The sequence below is a fragment of the Idiomarina solivarensis genome (assembly GCF_033052755.1).
Taxonomy (GTDB): domain Bacteria; phylum Pseudomonadota; class Gammaproteobacteria; order Enterobacterales; family Alteromonadaceae; genus Idiomarina.
This window is the reverse complement of the sequence record NZ_JAVFHZ010000001.1, coordinates 243,332-266,198: the sequence shown is the minus strand read 5'-3', so window position 1 is coordinate 266,198 and position 22,867 is coordinate 243,332. Positions and strand designations below refer to the sequence as shown.

The 22,867-nt window shown below is 45.7% G+C and carries 19 protein-coding genes and 1 tRNA gene; 13 read left to right on the top strand and 7 right to left on the bottom strand.

Features of this window, described 5'->3' with window-relative positions; genetic code table 11:
• Window positions 1-10: 10 nt before the first annotated feature.
• The 5 genes from pheS to thrS form a co-directional block, all read right to left on the bottom strand.
• A complete protein-coding gene (gene pheS, locus RBK99_RS01265; protein WP_317497026.1) occupies window positions 11-991 on the bottom strand; it encodes a phenylalanine--tRNA ligase subunit alpha in 981 nt (326 codons plus the stop codon).
• A 123-nt stretch (window positions 992-1,114) separates the two neighbouring features.
• Window positions 1,115-1,468, bottom strand: a complete 354-nt coding sequence (gene rplT / locus RBK99_RS01260) for a 50S ribosomal protein L20 (RefSeq protein ID WP_011234642.1) — start codon at window positions 1,466-1,468, stop codon at window positions 1,115-1,117.
• Window positions 1,469-1,481: 13 nt separating this feature from the next.
• Window positions 1,482-1,679, bottom strand: coding sequence for a 50S ribosomal protein L35 (gene rpmI, locus RBK99_RS01255; RefSeq protein ID WP_054487561.1), 198 nt, complete (start codon window positions 1,677-1,679; stop codon window positions 1,482-1,484).
• 73 nt (window positions 1,680-1,752) lie between these two features.
• Entirely contained in the window at window positions 1,753-2,295 is a 543-nt protein-coding gene (gene infC, locus RBK99_RS01250) for a translation initiation factor IF-3 (RefSeq protein WP_317503348.1), read from the bottom strand.
• A gap of 19 nt (window positions 2,296-2,314) precedes the next feature.
• Entirely contained in the window at window positions 2,315-4,231 is a 1,917-nt protein-coding gene (thrS, locus tag RBK99_RS01245) for a threonine--tRNA ligase (protein ID WP_317502835.1), read from the bottom strand.
• Window positions 4,232-4,396: 165 nt separating this feature from the next.
• Between thrS and RBK99_RS01240 the strand changes: the two genes are divergently transcribed.
• Window positions 4,397-5,290, top strand: a complete 894-nt coding sequence (locus RBK99_RS01240; protein ID WP_317502834.1) for a DMT family transporter — start codon at window positions 4,397-4,399, stop codon at window positions 5,288-5,290.
• Between the two features lie 33 nt (window positions 5,291-5,323).
• Window positions 5,324-5,533, top strand: coding sequence for a CPXCG motif-containing cysteine-rich protein (locus RBK99_RS01235; RefSeq protein ID WP_317502833.1), 210 nt, complete (start codon window positions 5,324-5,326; stop codon window positions 5,531-5,533).
• On the opposite strand, the gene RBK99_RS01230 is transcribed toward RBK99_RS01235, so the two are convergent.
• Complete coding sequence (locus tag RBK99_RS01230; RefSeq protein ID WP_317502832.1) at window positions 5,527-6,135, bottom strand: riboflavin synthase subunit alpha; 609 nt, start codon at window positions 6,133-6,135, stop codon at window positions 5,527-5,529. The two genes, RBK99_RS01235 and RBK99_RS01230, sit on opposite strands and share 7 nt — an antisense overlap.
• 30 nt (window positions 6,136-6,165) lie before the next feature.
• Between RBK99_RS01230 and RBK99_RS01225 the strand changes: the two genes are divergently transcribed.
• The 4 genes from RBK99_RS01225 to dbpA all read left to right on the top strand — a co-directional run bounded on the left by RBK99_RS01225 (window position 6,166) and on the right by dbpA (window position 9,820).
• Window positions 6,166-7,200 (top strand): DUF3080 family protein, encoded by a 1,035-nt coding sequence (locus tag RBK99_RS01225; protein WP_317502831.1) that lies wholly within the window; start codon window positions 6,166-6,168, stop codon window positions 7,198-7,200.
• Window positions 7,201-7,296: 96 nt separating this feature from the next.
• Window positions 7,297-7,373, top strand: a tRNA-Val gene (locus tag RBK99_RS01220).
• A gap of 76 nt (window positions 7,374-7,449) precedes the next feature.
• Window positions 7,450-8,322, top strand: coding sequence for a DMT family transporter (locus RBK99_RS01215; protein WP_317502830.1), 873 nt, complete (start codon window positions 7,450-7,452; stop codon window positions 8,320-8,322).
• 85 nt (window positions 8,323-8,407) lie between these two features.
• Window positions 8,408-9,820, top strand: a complete 1,413-nt coding sequence (gene dbpA, locus RBK99_RS01210) for an ATP-dependent RNA helicase DbpA (protein ID WP_317502829.1) — start codon at window positions 8,408-8,410, stop codon at window positions 9,818-9,820.
• Window positions 9,821-9,900: 80 nt separating this feature from the next.
• Here the strand turns inward: dbpA and katG are convergent, their stop codons facing one another.
• Window positions 9,901-12,156: a catalase/peroxidase HPI gene (gene katG / locus RBK99_RS01205; RefSeq protein ID WP_317502828.1), complete on the bottom strand. Its 2,256-nt coding sequence runs from the start codon at window positions 12,154-12,156 to the stop codon at window positions 9,901-9,903.
• A gap of 225 nt (window positions 12,157-12,381) precedes the next feature.
• Between katG and RBK99_RS01200 the strand changes: the two genes are divergently transcribed.
• The 7 genes from RBK99_RS01200 to RBK99_RS01170 all read left to right on the top strand — a co-directional run bounded on the left by RBK99_RS01200 (window position 12,382) and on the right by RBK99_RS01170 (window position 22,867).
• Complete coding sequence (locus RBK99_RS01200) at window positions 12,382-12,978, top strand: RNA polymerase sigma factor (RefSeq protein WP_317502827.1); 597 nt, start codon at window positions 12,382-12,384, stop codon at window positions 12,976-12,978.
• Window positions 12,962-13,999 carry a FecR family protein gene (locus tag RBK99_RS01195; protein ID WP_317502826.1) on the top strand — a complete coding sequence of 346 codons (1,038 nt, stop codon included), beginning with the start codon at window positions 12,962-12,964 and terminating at the stop codon, window positions 13,997-13,999. The genes RBK99_RS01200 and RBK99_RS01195 overlap by 17 nt, the downstream gene beginning before the upstream one ends.
• A gap of 75 nt (window positions 14,000-14,074) precedes the next feature.
• Complete coding sequence (locus tag RBK99_RS01190) at window positions 14,075-17,170, top strand: TonB-dependent receptor (protein WP_317502825.1); 3,096 nt, start codon at window positions 14,075-14,077, stop codon at window positions 17,168-17,170.
• Window positions 17,171-18,340: a M14 family metallopeptidase gene (locus RBK99_RS01185; protein ID WP_317502824.1), complete on the top strand. Its 1,170-nt coding sequence runs from the start codon at window positions 17,171-17,173 to the stop codon at window positions 18,338-18,340.
• 107 nt (window positions 18,341-18,447) lie between these two features.
• A complete protein-coding gene (locus RBK99_RS01180) occupies window positions 18,448-19,056 on the top strand; it encodes an outer membrane beta-barrel protein (protein ID WP_317502823.1) in 609 nt (202 codons plus the stop codon).
• Window positions 19,057-19,265: 209 nt separating this feature from the next.
• Window positions 19,266-20,960, top strand: a complete 1,695-nt coding sequence (locus RBK99_RS01175; RefSeq protein WP_317502822.1) for a BCCT family transporter — start codon at window positions 19,266-19,268, stop codon at window positions 20,958-20,960.
• A gap of 50 nt (window positions 20,961-21,010) precedes the next feature.
• Complete coding sequence (locus RBK99_RS01170) at window positions 21,011-22,867, top strand: DUF294 nucleotidyltransferase-like domain-containing protein (protein WP_317502821.1); 1,857 nt, start codon at window positions 21,011-21,013, stop codon at window positions 22,865-22,867.

The window sequence follows — 22,867 nt, the reverse complement described above, 5'->3', positions numbered from 1 at the left end:
TTACTGCCCGTTAGTTAAATTGTTTGAGGAAACGCAGGTCGTTCTCGAAGAACGCGCGTAAATCATTCACACCGTAGCGCAACATAGTCAGACGCTCTACGCCCATGCCAAAAGCAAAACCGGTGTATTTTTCTGAGTCGATACCGACCGCCTTTAGCACGTTAGGATGCACCATACCGCAGCCTAACACTTCCAGCCATTTGCCGTCTTTACCCATCACATCGACTTCTGCCGAAGGTTCGGTAAACGGAAAATAAGATGGTCTGAAACGTACCGTCAGTGATTCTTCAAAAAAGTGATTCAGAAAGTCTTCTAAAATACCTTTCAACTGCGTAAAGCTGACATCGGTATCAACCATTAACCCTTCTACCTGATGAAACATCGGTGTGTGGGTTTGATCATAATCATTACGATATACACGGCCCGGAGAAATGATCCGCAGCGGCGGTTGCTCATTTTCCATGGTGCGGATTTGAACACCCGATGTTTGTGTACGCAACATTGTTGAGGGAGTAAAATAAAAAGTATCGTGATCGGCCCGCGCCGGATGATTTGCCGGAATATTCAACGCGTCAAAATTGTGGAAGCCGTCCTCCACTTCAGGCCCTTCTTTTACGCTAAAACCTAAATCGCCGAAGAACTGCTCTATACGACGAATGGTTTGGGTAACAGGATGCACACCGCCTACCGCTGAATGCCGGCCAGGTAGAGTCACATCAATACGCTCAGCTTCAAGCTTCTGAGCCAACTCAGCAGCTTTTAATAACTCTTTCCGAGCATTGATGCTCGTCTGCACTTGCTGCTTCGCTTCGTTAATCTTTTGTCCGGCTTCCCGACGCTCAGATGGATCCAACTTACCCAGGCCCTTTAACAGCTCAGTCAGTTGCCCTTTCTTGCCCATATACTCGACGCGGACTTCGTCTAACGCAGTCGGTGAATCTGCGGCCGCAATGGCCGATTCAGCCTGCTCAACAATTTGCTCTAGCTGCATCGTATCCCTCAACAACACAAGATAAATAATAAGGCCGCTATAATAGCGAATTTTCAATGAAAAAGGGAGCCAATTGGCTCCCTTCTGAATCTGTTTATTCTCACCCCTAAAGGTTTTGAATAATTACAGTGCGCCTTTTGCTTTCTCAACCAAAGCGGCAAAACCGTTTTGATCATGAACAGCGATATCGGCTAAGATTTTACGATCGATTTCAATAGATGCTTTTTTCAGACCATTGATAAAGCGGCTGTAAGACAGACCGTTTTGACGAGCCGCAGCATTGATACGAACAATCCATAATTGACGGAATTGACGTTTCTTGTTGCGACGGTCACGGTATGCGTATTGACCTGCTTTAGTTACTGCCTGGACCGCTACGCGATAAACGCGACTACGGGCACCATAATAACCTTTCGCCTGCTTCAGGACTTTTTTGTGACGCGCTCTCGCGATTACACCACGTTTTACTCGTGCCATTTGCTATCTCCCCTTATGCGTACGGTAACATGCGAGCGACTAATTGAACGTCGGCCTCATGGACCATGTTCTTCGCGCGAAGCTGACGCTTACGCTTAGGGCTCTTCTTAGTCAGAATGTGACGCAAGTGAGATTGCTTGCACTTAAAACCACCAGAAGCAGTCTTCTTAAAGCGCTTGGAAGCGCCTTTGTTCGATTTCATTTTTGGCATGAAATTAAACTCCGCATTGTTGATAAAAGTGTGACAGGGTGAGCCTGACAATCAGACTACTTGTAAACCACAATCACTTCTTGTTGGGTGCCAAGACCATAATCATCTGGCGCCCTTCGGCACGTCTTGGGAACGACTCAACAATTGAGATTTCTTCTAAATCGTTTTTAACACGGTTTAGCAATTCAATACCCAATTCTTGGTGTGCCATTTCCCGGCCACGGAAACGGATAGTGACTTTGGTTTTGTCACCTCCCTCGAGGAAACGACGCAGGTTGCGCAGTTTTACCTGGTAGTCGCCCTCATCAGTACCAGGCCGGAACTTAACTTCCTTGACCTGAATCTGTTTCTGCTTTTTCTTTTGCTCTTTTTGCTCTTTGCTCTTATCAAAGAGGAATTTACCGTAATCCATTAAGCGACAAACTGGTGGCTCTGCGTTAGGGCTCATTTCCACCAAGTCAACGCCAGCTTCTGCTGCCGCGTCAAGAGCTTCTGTAATACTGACGATACCAATCTGTTCAGCTTCTACACCAATCAAACGAACTTCATCTACACGAATTTCTTCGTTGATACGATTTTTATCTGCAGCTTTCTGAGTTCTTTTTCCGCCTTTAATGGTTTATTCCTCCAAACAATTAATCAATTTTGCGAGTACGGACTTCGTCCTCTACACGAGCAATGAAGTCTTCTAACGGGAATTTACCCAAGTCTTCACCACCACGTGTACGTACCGCAACCTCACCAGCTTCGACTTCTTTATCGCCGACAACCAGTAAATATGGAACACGTTTTAATGTGTGTTCACGGATTTTAAAGCCTATCTTCTCATTTCTCAAGTCGGCTGATGCACGAATTCCCTTTTCGTTCAGGGTTTTGACAATTTTTCGCACATAATCGCTTTGATTATCCGTGATATTCATTAAAACAACTTGCGTTGGCGACAACCACAATGGGAAGCGTCCAGCATACTCTTCTATAAGAATACCCATGAAACGTTCAAGTGAGCCTAAAATAGCGCGGTGAATCATAACTGGCGTGTGTCGCTCGTTATCTTCGCCTACATAAGTGGCACCTAAACGCTCTGGTAACGCAAAATCGAGCTGTATTGTACCACATTGCCACGCCCTGCCCAGACAATCGAACAAAGTAAATTCTATTTTCGGGCCGTAGAAGGCCCCTTCACCCGGTAAATAGGCAAAATCGATGTCGTGATTCTTCAACGCTTGTGCTAATGCCGTCTCTGAACGATCCCAGGTGGCATCATCGCCTAAGCGCTTTTCAGGGCGAGTTGACAGCTTTACATCAACCTTTTCAAAGCCGAACGTTTTATACGTTTCATACACCATTTTGATACAGCCAGCGACTTCTTCCTGAACCTGGTCTTCTGTACAAAATATATGCGCATCATCCTGGGTAAAACCACGTACCCGCATCAATCCGTGCAAAGCACCTGAAGGTTCGTTACGGTGACAACTGCCAAATTCGGCCATACGCAGGGGCAGATCACGGTAAGATTTTAGCCCCTGGTTAAAAATTTGCACGTGTCCCGGACAATTCATTGGTTTCACCGCGTACTCACGGTTCTCCGAAGACGTTGTGAACATCAACTCAGAGAATTTTTCCCAGTGGCCGGACTTTTCCCAAAGCACACGGTCCATCATCATTGGACCTTTCACTTCCTGATACTCGTACTCGCGCATTTTCTCGCGTATATAAGTTTCAAGCTCACGGAAAATTGTCCAGCCATTATGGTGCCAAAACACCATGCCCGGTGCTTCTTCCTGCCAATGAAACAGATCCTGCGCTTTCGCTATTTTACGGTGATCACGCTTTTCAGCTTCTTCTAAACGCTGCAAGTAGGCTTTTAACTGTTTCTTATCCGCCCAGGCAGTGCCGTAAATACGCTGCAACATTTTATTCTCAGAGTCGCCACGCCAATAAGCGCCGGCCATCTTCATAATTTTAAAATGCTGACAAAACTTCATATTGGGTACGTGTGGTCCACGACACATATCCGTATATTCTTCATGATGGTATAGCGCAGGATAAGAGTCTGTCGGAATATTCTCGTCCAGAATTTCGATTTTGTAGGGCTCATGGCGCTCTACGAAAGTTTCACGGGCTTCTTTCCAGCTGACTTTGTTCTTAACAACGACATATTCCGTCTTCGCCAGCTCTTTCATCCGCTTCTCAAGCTTTTCTAAGTCTTCCTGAGTGAAGGTGTGGTCAACGTCTATGTCGTAATAAAACCCGTTGTCAATGACCGGCCCAATAGCCATTTTTGCGTCTGGCCACAATTGCTTTACTGCATGCCCCATTAAGTGAGCGCAGGAGTGCCGAATAATATCTAGACCATCGTCATCTTTCGGAGTGACAATTTCGACCCGTGCATCGTGCTCAATTAGGTCACAAGCATCAGCCAGCTCGCCATCTATACGACCGGCAACGGTTGCTTTCGCAAGGCCGGCACCGATATCAGCGGCAACATCCATAATGCTTACGGATTTATCGAATTCGCGTTGACTTCCGTCAGGGAGAGTAATTACAGGCATGAAACTTCCTTTCTAACCAGTGGTGACACCTACCAAGTGCCACGTGCTCTATTTGGCCTTATCTGTTTTTCAGAAAAAGCGTCGAAATTTGTTGCGTCCGGTACCATCGAACGCGAGAGGCTACTATAATCGACTGCTTACATTTGAGCAACCACAGAGCCTGTTTTGACGTTAGACATTACCGGGGAGTTAGTCGGACAACTTGCCGCATTATTAGCTGCCAGCTTTTGGGCTATTGCGACTTTGTTGTACCACCGTGCAGGCAGCCATTTCACACCACTGCAAATGAACTTGGTGAAAGGGGTTGTCGCCACCCCCCTGTTACTCATAGTAAGCGTTTTTTTGGGGAGCTCGCTAATACTCAGTTCAGGACTGTGGCTGTTGGCTCTTAGCGGTGTTATTGGTATCACTGTTGGAGACAGTTGTCATTTTGCTGCGCTACGGCGTTTAGGCCCATGGCATGCCATGTTGCTCGAGTACCTGGCTCCGCCACTTGCTGCCTTTATGGCTTGGGTGTTTTTAAATGACACATTATCCATTATTGAAGTCACCGGTGCCGTAATCACCTTAAGCGGAGTGTTGTGGGTGGTAAGCGAGAAAGCCCCGAACAAACAGCCTGCGCTATCAGTGTCCGGCATTTTGTTTGGCGGCGCGGCTGCGTTATGCCAAGCTACCGGATTAGTCATGGCATTTTCAGTGCTCATGCAATCCAATATCAACGCCATTGATGCCGCTTTTGTACGCCTTGCTTCAGGCTCTATTTTGCTCGCTATTATTGTTGGTTTTTCAAAACGCAGTGCATACAGCGCAATAATAAAACAGTGCCGCTCAATTAATCCCTTCCCTTTACTCGGCGCTATTGTATTTGGCACCTTCCTGGCCATTTGGCTACAACAAGTGTCCATCGCTAACATCAATCCGGGCCTAACCCAAACGTTACTCTCTACCGCACCGCTGTTTTTAATTCCAATATCTTTAGTGAAAAAACAAAAGATTACCCTACGTTCAATCATTGGTGCATTGGTTTCGTTGGGCGGAATTGGTATTTTATTTCTATAGTTAGGAATATAACACCGAAAACAAGAGTTCAGTATGAACGAAGAAGACTTAAAAAGCGTGCCAGTAAAATGTCCTCATTGTGGGCACAATACCTTTATCGATATTGATACGTCTGAGGGAAATCAGGACTATCAGGAAGAGTGTTCTGCCTGCGGTGATCTCATCCATGTTCAATTACAAGTTGATGAGGTTAACCAGCAGGCACGAGTAAAAGTAGACGGAAATGACGAGCAGTTTTACTGACGTTCCGCCAACACACGCTCAACCGTTTCAACGATGGTAATCGTTTGCTGATCCAGTTCAATATTCAGGCTGTCACCCACGTCTGTCGATTCCAGGTTCGTTAAGCGCAACGTTTCCGGAATGAGGTGTAAGCTAAAACAATTAGCGTCCACCTGGCCTACCGTTAAGCTCGCGCCATTCACCGCAATGAAACCTTTGGCAAACAGGTAAGTACAGTATTGTTCCGGCACTTCTATCCACATAGCTACGTTATTCTCAGATGCGTCAATTTTAGTCACCCTGCCCTGGCAATGAATATGACCAGAAACCGCGTGCCCACCAATTTCATCACCCACTTTCAACGACCGCTCCAGGTTGACTTTATCGCCTTCACCTAAAAGACCTAAGTTGGTTAAACTTAAAGTTTCATCTATTACATCAAAATGTACTTGCGTGTCACTGAATTGAACCACAGTTAAGCAACAGCCATTTATTGCAATACTTGCTCCAATAGCTAAATTCTGTAGAAATTGAGGTTCAGTTTTCACAACCAAATGTCGAAAAGATCCTTGGTCAGAGACTGAAAGTATCGTAGCTTGGGTTTGAACAATACCGGTAAACATCGATAGACCTTGTTACAAGGAATGAAAACAATGAAGCGAAGTGTACTTATTTTGAAACAGTTTGGCTACGCTCTTGCGGCTGTTAGTCTCTTCGCCTGTACCGATAATCCGGGACTTACAGAGCACGCTGATGCCTTTCATCAACGCCTTAGTACACTCTTAAAACTGCCAGAAAAACGTATTGAAACACCAAAGCCAGAAGCACAATACCCTCGCAAAAGAGACCTGGCTGTGCCGGTTGAACGCACGAGTTTAAGTCTGCTGCAAGGGTTAAGCCTTAGCTACTGCGAAGTGGGTCAACTCATTGCGGAAAACAACAGCTCGTTGGGGCGTTTAAAAGATGGTTTTAATAAATACTACGCTGACCTAAAAATGGTTTCAGCACTGAAAGCTTGTATTGACCACCCTGAATCCTCGGATATTCAAAACAAACTGGAAACCGCGCTAGCACAAAAAGAAAGCCTGTTAGACGCCAGCTTGGCGAATGCATTTGCTTATGATGAAGCCTTTCGTAAAGCGTTGTCTGTCGGCAGCAGTCCTCTGCAACGGATTCACGTAACTGAGTACAACTACGCGGTTAATGCCCTCGAGCGTTTTACCCGCATTCTGGAGCGCTGGAATTACTCTAAAGAACCAGACGCCCTGGATGAAATGTCAAAAATGCTTGGTCGGCTAACCCGCAGCAACTATCTGCCCGGATTATTTCGTACCATGCTCGATTATTCTCATAAGCTTGATCACATTACCGCTCAATTACCCAATTTAACAAAGGCTGGAGGGTGCCTAAGTGATCCGAAGCCAGAACGCGCTATGAAAATGCGCAACTTGTTTAATGAAGTTTATATTAAAGTTATGCAAAAAGATTTGGCGGAGTTAATAGAACAACATCAGCGCTTGCTGACCACTCTAGATACACTCCAGTCTATTGCACCCCAGCCCTCGTTAAAAAAATACATCCAGGAGTTAACTTCGCTGAGTAAAAAGCTGACCGACAGCTCCGTTGAATTTGTTCGGCCATGGCAGAAATTCTTTGACGAGTGTGAGTTTACGCCCGGGGTTGGATAGAATTTCGACAAACAAATAGGTTTCACAAAAAATCACTTGCACCTGAGAGCGCAAATCACTAATATACCGCCCGTCTTAACGACACTCCTAATATGTGCGTCCGTAGCTCAGTTGGTTAGAGCGCTGCCTTGACATGGCAGAGGTCGGTAGTTCGAGTCTACTCGGACGCACCATTTGAAAATCCCAGTCAAATCTTCTAAATTCAATACGCTCAGCTCATTAAATTTTTAACTAAAAGTTGACCGAAGCATGGCTTATTCAGGCGTCATACTGGTAGTAACGGCAGCGCTTTTTTGGGGGCTGTCCGGTGGAATTGCCGGTATCCTTATCAATAATGGCTGGTCCCCTTTGCTAGTTTCATTCTATCGGGGCGCCATTGGGCTTTTCTTCTTCCTGATGTGGTTAGCACTGCAGCCGCACAATAGTGGTTTGGCAAATAAACGATTATGGCTGTGGTCTACTATTGCAGGACTTGGTGTAGCGGGTAATTTTGCCTTTTATTTCTTCAGTATCTCTGAAAGCGGCGTTGCGATTGCTGCAACACTGATGTATTGCGCTCCGATATTTGTCTATCTTATTTCCTTCGCACTCAGATTCGAAAGATCCACACCAACAAAGTGGGCTGCCATCGTGTTAGTCATGATAGGAGTCATGTTGCTCACTCGAGTTTATGAGATTAACAGCGCAGGCATTACCTTTTTGGGTGTTACCGCAGGGCTACTTTCAGGTCTGTCCCTGGCACTATTTATCTTTAGCTTTAAATACGCAACGGCAAAAGGAAGTCCGCAGGCTATTCTTACTATCGCCTTTTCTACCCTATTAATTGCGCTGGGAGCTCTAATTGATATCGAAGAAATAAAAGGCGTTGTAGGCTCAGGAGATGGGCCTTTATTTTTGCTTCTGGGTGTCCTTGGCGGTGGTGCTTCTTTTATTCTTTATATCATCGGCTTAAGAAAAACATTACCGGCACTCGCCTCCATAGTGTCGGCCATTGAACCGGTGACCGCTGCACTGTTTGGCGTCATTATTTTAGGTGAGGCTCTGGCTTATTCCCAAATCCTGGGAATGGCTTTAATTCTGGTCACCGTGACTCTATTAGGTGTTTACTCCCGCAAACACTAGCGTTTTTAAACGATTACCGCACTACCTTTAACCCAAAGCCTGTTACAATAACCGTAGAAACCTGACACCAAACATGGCACTTTTAATGTCTGACACTATCCCTAATAATTTGCCTGAAAAGGCACCTGAACCCATTCAATTTAACCAGTTGAGCTTACCAAACGCCTTACTGACCAGGCTGGATGAAATGGGTTACCAACAAATGACCCGGGTTCAGTCGCTTAGTCTTCCGATTATTTTGAATAATGCCGACGCGGTCGTCCACGCCGAGACCGGTTCGGGGAAAACAACCGCATTTGCTCTGGCGCTGCTGTCAAAGCTCGATACCAAAAGCTTTGCGCCACAGGCTTTAGTGCTCTGCCCTACTCGCGAATTAGCTCAACAGGTGGCTGACGAAGTGCGCAAGCTGGCTAAGTCTATAGCAAACATTAAAGTATTAAGTCTGTGCGGTGGTGAACCTACTCGTATCCAGACCCATTCTTTAGAGCATGGTGCTCACGTTCTGGTGGGTACACCCGGTCGAGTGCTCGACCATTTGCAACAGCGCAACGTTGATTTATCGACGCTGACCACATTGATTCTCGACGAAGCCGACCGCATGCTTGAAATGGGCTTCCAGGAAAGCCTTAACGCGATTATTGAGCATACTCCGAAAACTCGGCAGACCTTACTATTCAGCGCAACCTACCCTCAAAACATTGCAACTCTGGCCACGCAGGTAACCACTAAAGCAGCCAAAATAAGTGCAGTTCAGGAAGATAATCAACCAAAAATTAAGCAGCTTTTTTACGCAATGGACAACAGCGACAGTGCGCAGATGGTGATGAATGTCTTAGCACAACAACAGCCTGAAAACTGTCTGATTTTTTGTAATACAAAAAATGAAGTAAAAGACATTTTCAATACACTTAGTACAAATAACTTCAGTGTTCTGGCCTTACACGGAGAACTTGAGCAGAAAGACCGGGATCAGGCAATCATACAATTCAGTAACGGCAGTGTCCGCGTGCTGGTAGCAACCGATGTTGCTTCCCGGGGATTGGATATTGCAGAGCTGGATTTGGTAATTAGTGTCAACATGGCTCACGATTTAGATACCCATACTCATCGCATAGGCCGTACCGGCCGTGCCGGTAAAGAAGGTGTCGCTATAACCTTAATTGGCGCACAGGATGATTACAAAATGCGCCTGCTTGAAGACACTTTTGCTGAGCCTATCGAGGTAAAACCAGCACCGCCCTTATCTCATAGTAAGCCGCTAAAAGCGACAATGACAACATTGCAATTAAGTGGCGGAAAAAAAGACAAACTAAGACCCGGTGATGTTGTTGGTGTACTGACGAAAGACAATGTACTGAGCGCTGAGGATATTGGGAAAATAAAACTGGAAAGTACCTTTGGCTTTGTTGCTGTTAATTCCCGCTTGGCTAAGCACGCTTTAGAGCTCATCAGTAACAACAAAATAAAAGGCAAACGATTTCGTGCCAAACTGTTGTAGAGAATACTAAGCAGACACAAAAAAACGGTGACGCTTTAACGCCACCGTTTTCATTTTACAATAACCTTAGATCATTGGTTTTATTTCAAATCAAAGCGATCCAGTTTCATCACTTTGGTCCATGCCTGGACAAAGTCACCTACAAACTTCTGATCTGCATCACTCATTGCATAGACTTCAGCGACCGCTCGCAATTCAGAGTTCGAGCCAAAAATAAGGTCAACCGGTGTTGCGGTGTATTTTTGCTCACCCGTTTTCCGGTCATAACCAATATAAATGCCTTCGTTGTCCGGCGATTTTTTCCATTCGTTATCCATGCTCAGCAAGTTAACGAAAAAGTCATTACTGAGCGTACCCGGCTCATTGGTAAATACACCATGGTCGCTGCCATCATAGTTAGCATCTAATGAACGTAAACCACCCACTAACACCGTCATTTCCGGTACGGTTAACGTCAGTTGATCCGCTTTATCCACCATATGCTGCGCAGGAGAAACACGGTTACCTTCCTCATAATAGTTCCGGAACACATCCGCTTTAGGTTCAAGGAAAGAGAACGAGTTAACGTCGGTCATTTTTTGAGACGCGTCAGTACGACCCGGTTCAAACGGCACGGTAACATCGTAACCCGCGTCTTTGGCTGCTTTCTCGATAGCGGCAGCGCCACCTAAAACGATCACGTCAGCTAAAGACACGTACTTATCGCCAGATAAGTCGTCGTTAAAGTCTTTCTGAACATTCTTCAGTGTGCTCAGAGCTTTTTTGAGCTCCGCAGGGTTATTCGCCTCCCAACTGATTTGTGGTTCTAAAGCAATACGAGCGCCATTCGCTCCGCCACGCATATCGGTGCCTCGAAAGCTCGATGCAGACGCCCAGGCAGTGCGTACCAGTTGCGGAACAGAAAGACCTGAATCCAAAATTGCCACTTTAAGCTGTTCAACGTCTTTGTCGCTAATCAACTCAAAGTCGACTGCTGGAATTGGATCCTGCCAGACCAAGTCTTCTTGCGGAGCCATATCACCTAAGTAGCGTTGTTTAGGCCCCATGTCTCGGTGCGTTAGCTTGAACCAGGCTTTTGCGAACGCCAGTTCAAACTCTTTAGGGTCTTCATGGAAACGCTTAGCAATTTTTCGATACTCAGGATCGAACTTAAGCGCAAGGTCGGTTGTAAACATGATAGGTGCGTGACGCTTTCCTTCCACGTGTGCATCAGGCACTAAATTAGCCGCCTGCCCGTCTTTAGGGATCCACTGAATGGCACCAGCCGGGCTCCGGGTCTGCTCCCACTCATAGTTAAATAGGTTATCTAAGTACTGCATAGTCCAACGTGTTGGAGCAGCCGACCATGCACCTTCTAAACCACTGGTGATGGTATCTTCAGCGTTACCTTTACCACATTTATTTTTCCAGCCTAAACCCTGTTGCTCAACCGGTGCCGCTGCGGGTTCTGCCTCTAAGCATTCCTCGGGCTTATGCGCACCGTGTGCTTTCCCGAAAGTATGTCCACCCGCAATGAGCGCAACTGTTTCTTCGTCATTCATTGCCATACGGCCAAATGTATCGCGTATATCTTTAGCCGCCAGCAGTGGATCAGGCTTGCCATTGGGGCCTTCAGGGTTAACATAGATCAAGCCCATTTGAACTGCAGCCAGCGGATTCTCAAGTTTCCGGTCGCCTGTGTAACGCTTGTCTCCGGCTAACCATTCCTTTTCAGGACCCCAGTAAACGATGTCTGGCTCCCAGGCATCTTCACGCCCACCGGCGTAACCAAAGGTGTTAAAGCCCATAGACTCAAGTGCGACATTACCGGTTAATACCATTAAATCAGCCCAGGAGATGCTTCTGCCGTACTTCTGTTTAACCGGCCACAATAAGCGACGCGCTTTATCCAGACTCACGTTGTCAGGCCAACTGTTTAGTGGTTCAAAACGCTGCTGAGCACCTGCGGCTCCGCCACGGCCATCCTGAACCCGATAGGTGCCGGCACCGTGCCATGCCATACGAATAAAGAACGGACCATAGTGACCGTAATCCGCCGGCCACCAGTCCTGATCTGAAGTCATTAACGCTTCAATATCTTTTTTAACTTGCTCTAAATCAAGCTGACTAAACGCTTCAGCGTAGTTGAAATCGTCACCGTAAGGGTCGGATTCAGGGCTGTGCTGACGCAACGGCTCGAGGTTAAGCTTATTAGGCCACCAGAATTCGTTTGACTTAGGTTCCGGAGAGTTCATCTCGTAGGATGAGTTTTCCTGAGCGTGAGCAACACCCGATCCCGCCGCAAAAGACATAGCAATTGCTACAGCAGAAAGTAAAGGTACTGTTTTCTTAAACATGATTAATTAGCCTTTTTGTTAAGCACGATAAATGCCTTATTAATATAGACTAAACGCCCAGCCTTAGGGGGCTCAGATAGATTCGAAAAACAGATTGGGATAATCGATTAGCGCCTTTTTGTTAACTCCCTTTCACTGTTAAGAAGTATTAAAGATGGAGGTAAAACGCTAAGGCTACGTATATATCTATACCTAGGTTAATTGTTAACAAGGTATCGGTTTAATTTGTCTAACCCAAAATCAAAGCGGAGCGCTGCTAGTACTAAGCTTATTGAAGACCTCGTCAGTGAGTATGATCTGATTTTGCGTCGGTTTGTCCGTGTAAGAACAAACCAGTACGAAGACTATGACGACATCATGCAGGAGATTTATGTAAAATTGAGTCAAGTCTCAGATCTTCCTATAAAATTGGCTGGCAGAATGTCGACGGTCAAAAACTATCTACTGCAAATTGCTAATCACGTCATTATTGATAGAGCACGGCATGCTCAAAGTCGTTGCACTAATGATCACATATCTCAAATTGAAGAGTCGCATTGCACTAACCTCACATCACCTGAAAGGATCTATACCAATAAAGCCATGCTAAACCTCACTGAAAAGGCCTTAGCCGAACTAAACCCAGTTCATCGACAAGCATTTCTACTAAATCGAATTAACGGTTTAAGTTATCGAGAAGTTAGCGATCAACTGGACGTTTCAATCAGCACGGTCGAAAAGTATATTGCAGCGACCCTTCACCAGATAAGGCGGGCAACGAATCAACCAGAGCCCGAGCGGGTCAGTAAGAATCAGAGAGTCTGCCATGAAAACAGAAGATAAATTGCAACGTCAGGCAGCCTATTATGTCACTCGCTTATATTCGGGCGAGTTGACCGATGTTGAGGAGCGAGAAATCCGCAATTGGTGTAATGATGATTCCAGCCACGAAAAGGAATTTTCAACTATGCTGCAACTTTGGCAGCAAAGCAGTGAACTCTATACACCAGTTAAACGCAGTTATAACATTAGCAATTGGCTAGCAATTGCAGCGGCGGTTTTGCTCATAATTTCGCCTCTTTGTTTTCTGCCAAAAAATTCTCAACATGAACCTTTCAGACCAGCACTCTCTCAGTCGAAACCTGCCGTTTCAGTCTCTGCTAATGATGCCTTTGTGATGACCTCAAATGACCGGCAGACATTCAAGCTCAAACAGGGAAGCGTCATTTCAAGAGTTGGTGAAGTTCGTCGTGTTAACTTAACTGATGGATCGGTTATCACATTAAACACAAACAGCGAAATAACTATTAATTTAACCGCCACGGAGCGCTTCGTTGAGTTAAAACGCGGGGAAGCATTCTTTGATATCCATGCAGATCCTAATCGCCCCTTTATTATAGATACCGGCAATCAGAAAATTCGGGTTTTAGGAACTCAGTTCACCGTTCATAAAGAGGCAAAAGAGAAAACAGTAAAAGTGTCAGTTGTTAAAGGAAAAGTGTCTTTAGCACCAGAGCAATCCGAAGCCTATGAGACGACCAACTTATTGAGATCGGGAGATATTGCAACCTACACACTTAATAATAACGAGATTTCACTAAAACGGCTTAACAAAAAAGTGGAACAGCCCAGTTGGATGAAAGGCATGGTGCGTTTCGACGATGCCCCTCTTACCCAGATCGTTAAAGAACTTAACAGATACCGCCTAAAAAAAATACAAATCGATTTAAACCATAGTGGTGACTTACGGGTCAGTGGCGTATTTCACCTAGAAAACGGCGATAAGATACTTGAGGCACTCGCAATGACACTACCAATTGAGATTAACCAAAAGGAAAATATTGTACAAATAACTCGGAAATAATGGAGGGTATATATTTTTGTTGCGTATAAGTTATTAGGAAAGCGGTAACCTTTCAATTAATAACAGGTACTGATCATGAAAAATCACAGACAAAGTTACTTAGCAATCTGTACATACGCGGCCATAAGCTCTTTCACATTTCCCACGTATGCGCATTATGTAATCCCACAACAAGCGCCAACTCAAACACAATTATCTATTGAGGAACCGACGTTAAGCGCTGCCTTGCTTGAACTTGCGGAAGACACACAAACACAAATTATCTTCTCCCCGGACATCGTCAAAAAACAACTTGCCAGGCCGTTACAGGGCCAATTTAGTACTACCGACGCCCTGGACAAACTATTGCAAGACACGGGGCTCAGGGCGGTACGTCAATCGGAAAACACCTTTATCATTCGTCCTGTTGCTGAGGCTGAATCTGAGCCCCAAGGTTCTCTGACTGAGCCAGTTGAGATTGAAGAAGAGTCTATTGAAAGAATTCGAGTTGTAGGCAGTAATATCCGCGGAGCTCAGGCGGCCGGAAGACTTCCGGTAACGATTCTGGACGCAGACGATATAGCCAATACCGGCGCAGTAACAGGAGATGAACTGTTACGTTCAATCCCTCAGGTGGGAGATATTAGCTTCAATAACGAACGCGCTATTGGTGGTGTTAATGATGCCCGCGGCGATGTCGCATCAATTAACTTACGAGGCATAGGTACAGGTAATACTTTAACTCTGCTGAACGGCCGACGTTTAGTCCTCCATCCCGGAACTCAAACTGAAAACTTTGTTCCAGTGACTACTGTTAACTCAAATACTTTGCCGGTAACAAGTTTAAGGCGAATTGAAGTACTTCGTGATGGCGCATCAGCACTTTATGGAACAGACGCTGTCGCTGGTGTCGTTAACTACGTTCTTAAAAAAGAAATAACTGAAACTCAACTCAAGCTGAATGCGGGGGGTGCCGCTGGCACATCCATGCAGCAATACTTAGCCAGTGGTTCAACCGGTCTGTTCTTCAACGATAAGAAAAGCCACTTAAGCCTGTCTTTTGCCTACTATACTCGAGACGAAATAGGCGCTAATGAACGCACCTATTCCGCAAGTGAAGATCGACGTTTTAATGAGAGAGTTCCGCAACAATTCATCGGTGATACGCAGCTAGACAACCGATCTTTGTCAAGCCCCTGGGCAATATTTGATGGCGAAGATATTGGCCGTTTTCATATCCGTCCTGCTTCTATGGGCGATTGTTTCCAGAGCCTATCTGATGATGTCTGTGCTGCTGAAGGCTCAATTCCCAGAGAGATGCGATATGACTCAGCACTTCAGGATCAAAGCATGACATCTGCCGTTGACCGGCTAAATTTATTTGCTTACTACACACATTCTCTTGCGCCTAACCTCGAACTTTTTGGGGAAGCACTCTATTACCAGGCTTTATCGGAACGTCGCCGGGAACAAAACGCCAACCTCACTGCACAACGTTTTACGATAAGTCAAAACGCCGCTTACAACCCATTTGGCGAAACCGTTACGCTACGCAATATACGCCCTATGGATGTCGGGCCACGGCGAATCGAAGTGGAAGATTCGAGTTATCGTTTACTCGGCGGCATAAAGGGCTATGTAAAGCTATGGGAGTGGGAGTCAGCACTACTCTACTCGAGAGCAGATACACTCGATACGGGCTTTAATCGGATTCGCGTTAGCGCACTGCAAAAAGCGATAAACTCAACCGACCTTGATGAAGCGTATAACCCATTTATTGGTGGTGATCCGGACAACCTGAATACCGGAACTTCAGTCTATAATTCGCCTGACGTCATCGCCGGACTTACGGAAGACATTAGCCGCGACAGCTCCAGCGAACTTGCGCTCTGGGATTTCAAAATATCAAACTCTAAACTCTCAACTTGGTATGCGGGCGACATAGGCATTGCAGCGGGTCTTGAATATCGATATGAAGCTTATGCCGATGACCGGGATCCGCTGCTCGATGGTTCGACCCCCTTCTATGACCAAATAACCGGCGAACTCATGACCGAATCGGATGTTCTGGGAAGTAGTGCCACACCAGATGCAGAAGGCAGTCGCAATGTTTTCTCAGCTTACAGCGAGCTTTTGATTCCCTTTCATGAAACCTTCGATATGCAATTAGCCCTTCGTTACGAACGGTTTTCTGATGTCGGCGACGTCACTAAACCTAAAATTGCCTTCAGCTGGTTACCCGTTGAATGGCTGCAGCTCAGAGCCTCATACTCAGGCGGCTTTCGTGCCCCCAATTTACCTCAGGTTGTCGAAAAAAGCGTGTCTAGAACGAATACACGAACCGATCCGGTGCTTAACGATCGCTACAGCATAACTGAAGTCAGGGGCGGTAACCGACAACTGCAGCCAGAGGAAGATAAAATTTATAACGTCGGTTTTGCTATAACTCCGTTTGATAACTTTCTCATTACCGTTGATCGTTGGACTATCGAACAAGAAGGCGTTGTCGGAATTTTAAACAGTCAAACGCACTTACTCTATGATTCTTTATTACGTTCACAAGGTTCTTCAAACCCTGCGGTCATCCGTAACGATGAACTTGAAGTCGTTTATGTAAATAACCAATACGATAATCTAGAGGTTCGCGAGATTTCAGGTACGGATATTAGTATTAACTACGAAGTGAACAGCGACACCTTTGGGCTGTTCAATTTTTCGATTAACGCAGCTCACCTTAGCGAGTTTATGCAAACACCTGATCCAATCAGTGCCATCGTGCTGGAAGCTCAACAAAAAGGGAATCCTGCGGTACCTATTGACATACCAGTGGTTGGCGCAGGCGATTTAAGGCAAATGAACGGTAACCCTAAGTGGCGTGCCTTCGCCCGTATTGACTGGGATCTAGGAAACTGGGGGGCTGGCCTTAGAGTTAACTATATTGATGGCTTCTATGAAACCAGTATTACCACTTCCGAGGGTGACATGATGCCGATTGATAGTTGGACGACAACCGATATCTATCTTGACTATCACTTTAATCAAAGTGCGTTCGACGGTTTAAGCCTACGATTAGGCGCACGTAATCTGGCAAATAAGAAACCGCCGATAGCTGATGAAAGTTTCGGTTATTTCTCCGATGTCCATTCAAACCGTGGGCGTTATACATACGCAACATTATCCTGGGCATTCTAGATGCTGTCGTTAGCCAGTGCAGCGTTACTAAGTCAGTTAACGCTTCAACAACCTGAGAAAATTGAGAAAAGGCCAGAGGGCTGCGCGTTCGAAAATATTAATTTTACGACCAACTTTGCGGTTGGTCGCTTGCACCATTGTGAAAAAGTAGACAATTTTCAATACGAACTTTTTCTGCAACCTGAGCGTGAAGAAATAAACCCCAGCCCTTGGTACGCTTTTGCGGTGGAAAACCTTACCGAATCCAGCCAAACTATCAATATCACTCTGGTTGCAAGCACCGGAGTATCGAGATACAAACCCAAACGTAGTAAAGATAAAGAAATGTGGCACCCAATTCCTTTTTCCGAAGGCGATGGAACGCTTCAATTTGAATTGACTTTAGCTGCAAATGTCAGGGAGTACATAGCCGGACAGGAAATCATTGATAATGTTCACTATATTGAGTGGCTCAGTAGTTTAATTAAAGAACCCCAGCAGACCGAAGTTATCTCGTTAGGCGTTTCGAGCGAGGGCCGAAATCTGGCCGCCTTAGAGCACACAGTTAAGTCCAGCGACAAATGGATAGTGCTTATCGGCCGCCAACATCCGCCTGAAGTGACTGGTGCTTTGGCGCTTCTGCACTTTGGTGAACTCTTGTTTAGTGACCAGGCGTACGTTTCTGAATTCCGGCAAAACTACAATATATTATTAGTTCCTAATATGAATCCCGACGGTGTTTATCACGGAAACTGGCGCTTAACGGCCACAGGTGTAGACATGAACCGTGACTGGGAAAAGCAGTCATTACCTGAAACGCAGGCTCTGGTTAAATATCTCACTGAATTGGTTAAAAATGGCGGGAAGATAGAGTTCGCAATTGATTTCCACTCAACTCGCCGCAATGTCTTTTACACTATGCCCAAAAACTATGAATCGCCCAGCGGCGTCCCACTAAAAAAACCTCAACGTGTTTATAACTGGATTGAAGAAATCAACGATATGGTCGAGTCAGTTGAGCTTGATTATCAGTCGGGCAACCATCCTGAAAGTGGCGTTTTTAAACAGTTTATTGCCGATGAATTCGGCGCTCATGCAGTCACTTATGAAGTAAGTGATAGCGAAGAGCGCGATAATATAAAAAGAGTTGCCGAAGCCGCCTTAATCTCGTTAATTAACCGGCTAGATTAAAGGTTTCGTAAAAGCGATTGCTGACGCGTTAAGAGAAAGCTAGCTTTAGCAGAGGATAACCTTCTGGTTACCTTTTTTGCTAAGCTAATTACGACTAAGGAAGCACTATGAAAAAGACATTAATTGCACTCGCATTGATAGGAACTTCAACTAGCGCTTTTGCAGATTCTCCTAATTGGGACAAAATTGAGCTTTCATACATAGAGACGGATATCGAAACACCAATTGATGAAGATATCTCAATGAAGGGCTACGGAGTAGCAGGATCGTTCTCCCTCAACGATTCGATGTTTCTCTTAGCTAACTTCGACTCTGTCGGTGATGAGTCGGATTTTGGCGATGTCGATCTAGACTCACTCAACGCCGGTATCGGGTTTAATCACAGTATCACCGACTCCACTGATATTTTCGCAACAGCAACCTACGAAAAGCTAGAGTTGGTTGGCTCCGTCGATGCACTTGGTTCAGAGTCGTTTAAAGAATCAGGCTACGGAGCCGGGTTGGGAATTCGCTCGATCATCACAGACTTTTTCGAGCTGTCAGTTAAAGCAGATTATCTCGATATTGATGATGAAAACGCAATTCGATACGACGCGTCAGCTCTCTTTCATTTAACCAACAGTTTATCTTTTGGCGTTGGCTATAAATTTTACGACTTAGACGAAATAAAACAAGATATAGATACCATCGCAGCAACCATCAAATTCAGTTTTTAAAGCTTCATTTCTATTCAGGGGCTGACGCGTCTTTTAATGACACGTTAGCCTCCACCTTTCACTACTCTGCTAATTCAATACTTTTTCAACGGAAAACCGATCTAACTTTGAGAAATCTGCGTAGCTCCCTATACTCTAATAAAAGAATTTAGAATAAACATTTAAATTCAACGACGTAAAAGTACCTACTTTTATAAAGGGGAGAGCTAATGACTAAAAAAGAAGAAGAAGTGCTCCGCGGGGAAAAAGACCTCGAGCGGGAGCGTAAAGCCAGAGATCCAATGATTCCGGACGGTGAAGTCAACCCGATAAACACCGACTATCAAGTAGGGCAAGATAACGTTGTTATGAAAGTTGGCCCGTTGGGTCTCGATTTTCATAACCGCGTATTTGCTATTTCCGCTATAGCAATCATCGCGTTCGTATTTGTTACACTGGCTTTTCAGGATCAAGCCGAGCCAGTCTTCACCAACACCAAAAATTGGCTAACAGCTAACCTTGACTGGTTCTTTATCGGTGCCGCCAATATTTTTGTATTGCTCTGTTTGTTTTTGATTTTTTCTCCATTAGGCAACGTTCGTATAGGTGGTACAGAAGCGAGCCCCGACTTTTCTTACCTCGGCTGGTTTTCAATGCTATTTGCTGCGGGTATGGGCATCGGTCTGATGTTTTACGGTGTCTCTGAGCCAATAACGCACTTCAGTACGGCACTAGCTGGTACCGAAGTCAACGGAGATGGCATTCGCACCGATTGGGCGCCTCTTGCCGGAGCAGGCGGTGATGAAGCCGCTGCAATTAAATTAGGTATGGCTGCAACCATCTTCCATTGGGCTTTGCACCCGTGGGCAATTTACGCGGTATTAGCCTTAGGCCTAGCTCTATTCTCATTTAATAAAGGGCTCCCCTTAACAATACGCTCAATTTTCTACCCTCTTTTGGGTGAGCGCGTATGGGGTTGGCCAGGACACATCATTGATATCGTCGCGATATTGGCAACGTTATTTGGCCTGGCGACCTCGCTCGGCTTAGGTGCATCTCAAGCAGCAGCAGGTCTTAACTTCCTGTTTGGCTGGACCGAAGGCAGCACCATGGAAATTTTGCTTGTTGGTGGCATTACAGCAATTGCAACAATATCGGTGTTGGCAGGGCTTGAATCCGGTGTTCAAAGGCTATCGCAAATCAATATGACGCTGGCAGCAATTCTCATGCTATTTGTCATCATTGTCGGTCCAACGGTCGCCATTCTCACCGGGTTCTTTGATAACCTTTACAACTACATCATTAATCTTCCAGCCCTGTCGAACCCTGTTGGCCGTGAAGATTTAAACTTTTCACAGGGTTGGACATCCTTTTACTGGGCTTGGTGGATTGCATGGTCACCTTTTGTCGGCATGTTTATTGCCCGTGTTTCCAGAGGCCGTTCGGTTAGAGAGTTCTTAATTTCCGTACTCTTAATACCATCACTTGCCTGTGTATTTTGGATGACAGTGTTTGGCACCGCGGCAATTGATCAGTTCTTAGCCGGGGCTGAAGAAGTTGCCAACGTTGATTTATCACTGCAGCTGTTCGTTATGCTGGAAGGTCTGCCGTGGACTGGGATCACGTCATTTGTGGGGATTATTCTGGTTATGGTGTTCTTTATCACCTCCTCAGATTCAGGATCTCTGGTGATTGATACCATCAGCGCGGGTGGTAAAGTCGAAGCGCCAGTACCTCAGCGCATCTTTTGGTGTACGTTCGAAGGATTAGTCGCAATCGCCTTAATTCTTGGCGGAGGACTCGTTGCACTTCAAGCGATGGCTGTATCGGCGGGCTTGCCATTTACCATTGTATTATTGGTAGCCTGTATCTCTCTTGTTAAGGGCTTGCGCTCTGAGCCAAGAGTTGGTAAAACCACAAAATAACCGACCACGAGCGACACCTCTTGGTGTCGCTCATTTCTTAAGGTGCTTATATGGAAGCTGAGCACGTCGAAATACTGAACTTCTTACGCCGCTACTCTCCATTTAACGAGCTGCCGGAAGAAGAACTTCAGCTAGCCGCACAAAATGCGTCCGTGGCTTACTTTAAAGCGCACACTCAAATACTGGAATTCAATCAGCCTATTGATTCCTTGCACGTCGTCAGAAGTGGCTCAATAGAGACCTTTCACCGAGACGGTTCACTATTTAACCGTTTGGATGAAGGGGGCTTTTTTGGTGAAGCCGGTTTATTGCGTAAAGGACGAGTGCGGTTTCCGGCTCAAACCATTGAAGACACCCTCATCTATTACATTCCGGGTGAGCTATTTAACCGGTTTTACGATGAACACGATTCCTTTGCTGATGCTGTGGAGGTAGAAGAGCACCGACGTGTCAGTCATGCGGTGAAAGAGCGAGAAAGTCGCAACCGGACACTGTCCGCAAGAGTTGAGACTTTGATTACCCGCGAACCGGTAGCTATCGATAAGAATAAGTCGATACGGGAAGCCGCCCGTTTAATGACAGACGAAAAAGTGTCTTCTCTGATTATTTATAGCGGCAAGAAGCATGACAAACCGGTTGGAATAATTACCGATAAAGACTTGCGCAAACGCGTCTTAGCCGTAGATAAAGACACCTCAGACTCTGTCGCTGATATTATGTCTGAAAACTTAGTTTTCATTCAGCATAATAACCGCGTGTTCGAAGCCTTTTTGACCATGCTTCGCACTAATTTACATCATCTGCCGGTATTGCGCCGCTCAAAAGTTGCAGGCGTTATCGCACTTTCCGACGTAGCGCGCCATGAGTCTCAAAGCAGTCTTTATATTGTCTCCAGTATTTTCAAGCAATCCAGCATCGAGGAACTTTCCCAGTTGGTACCTGACGTCCATAAAAGCTTTGTCCGTATGGTCGAAGAAGACGCGAACTCGCGTATTATCGGTTCAGCTATGGCGACTATTGGGCGCAGTTTTAAACAAAGACTATTGGAACTCGCTGAAGAGAAATACGGAGAACCGCCAGTTCCCTATTGCTTTTTAGCTCTGGGCTCTATGGCTCGGGATGAGCAAACCGTAGTAACCGATCAAGACAATGCCATGGTGCTTGATGACAGCTTTGACCCGAAACAACACGATGAGTACTTTTTAAATATTGCGCAGTTTGTTTCTGACGGTTTAAATGCTTGCGGCTACACCTACTGCACTGGCGATATTATGGCTACCAATCCGAAATGGCGCCAGCCACTTTCAAAGTGGAAGCAGTATTTTAACGATTGGATCGACAACCCTTCACCAGAAAAGCTTCTGCACTCTTCTATCTTTTTCGATTTAGATGGTGTTAGCGGTGACATGGGGTTTGCAAAAGAGCTAAACCTACTCATTCAAAAGAAAGCCCCTAGGAACAAACGCTTTCTTGGCTCTATGGCGCGTAACGCGTTGAATCGGACCCCACCACTTGGCTTTTTTAAAGACTTTGTGATGGAAAAAGATGGAAAGCATCGAGACAGTATTAACACCAAACGTCGTGGTACAGGTCCGGTTGCTGATTTGATACGCGTTCATGCACTGGCTACTAGTAGCAAACGACAAAATTCGTTTGCCCGGTTAGAGGATATTATTGAGACTGGTATTTTGCCTAAAGGTCGCGGCCCAGATTTACGTGATGCGCTGGAACTGATTTCAATGGTGCGTATTCGTCACCAGGCGCTGGCATTAGAAGCGGGAGAGACACCGGATAATAACGTAGCCCCCGAGGATTTATCTGACTTTGAACGCAAGAACTTGAAGGATGCCTTTCAAATTCTAAGCAATGCCCAAAAATACCTCCGTTATAAATATTCCGGAGCCTGA